General features: G+C 46.8%; 2 pseudogenes. Both read right to left on the reverse strand.

From position 1 onward, the window contains the following. Nucleotides 1-75: 75 nt before the first annotated feature. Nucleotides 76-744: pseudogene (locus ABZJ92_RS22000) on the reverse strand (phosphatase PAP2 family protein); the annotation flags it as partial. Further along, nucleotides 734-862 (reverse strand): annotated as a pseudogene (locus ABZJ92_RS22005) (class I SAM-dependent methyltransferase family protein); the annotation flags it as partial. The pseudogenes ABZJ92_RS22005 and ABZJ92_RS22000, both read right to left, overlap by 11 nt. Nucleotides 863-938 lie beyond the last annotated feature (76 nt).

The following is a 938-nucleotide window of genomic DNA, read 5'->3' on the forward strand; positions in this document are numbered from 1 at the left end:
TCAGGGAAAAATATCATCAGATGACTGCTTAAAAAAAGAACAAATGGTAGTGTCCGCTATTGCCAGTACACCTCAATATGGCAGTGCTATTTTGATTCGACGTTGATCAAGTTTCTGATAATTCCAACGACGGTCGACGGGCACCATCCAGTCAATCAACATACCTACCGCCAGCCCTGTGATGACATCAATAAAATGATGCTGCCATGTCGTCAGCGTCGAAATGGCGATGAGTAAAAACCATCCGCCACAGACTTTACGCCACCTCACAGCCAGATGCTGACGAAAGTGACGCCAAAGTAGCCAGCAGAGAATAATATGCAGCGAAGGAGACTGGTTATAAGGCAGATCAAACAGTTCAAGTTGCGAAAATAGCCATCCTGTCACCCCACTCACTTCAGGACGGATAAAACTAAACTTCAGCGGGTAGAGAAAAAAACCGCAGCAGGCCATTACCGTTGCCAGAATAAGCCGGTGGACAAGTCGGCGTTGTTCGAATGTCGAGCTACAAACGAACAGCGAAAATCCATATAAAAGATCCAGACTCCAGTAAGGAACAATAGTCCAGGGAAGAAAAGGGATCGCCGTTTCCCAACCGAATACCTGACTGGGGATATCATGGCTGTTAAGGTCCTGAACCGCGGTGAACTGATTAAGAGATCCATAGGTGAAGAAGAAAAACGGGGCCAGCAACAATAACCAGCCAGCGCCTTGTAGCAATACGTTCCGACGTTCAGTTATCACGACGCACCGCCATCGAAACCGTAAAAATGCCCCACACATCAATCCGTTGAGTGCATTTATCAAATCCGGCATTACGCACGAGCGAATCCATCTCCCCTTGCGAACGCACGCGCATTATGAGGTGTACTGGCAATAGCGGACACTACCATTTGTTCTTTTTTTAAGCAGTCATCTGATGATATTTTTCCCTGAAG

The sequence above is a fragment of the Shigella sp. FJ200513 genome (assembly GCF_040495915.1).
Taxonomy (GTDB): domain Bacteria; phylum Pseudomonadota; class Gammaproteobacteria; order Enterobacterales; family Enterobacteriaceae; genus ECMA0423.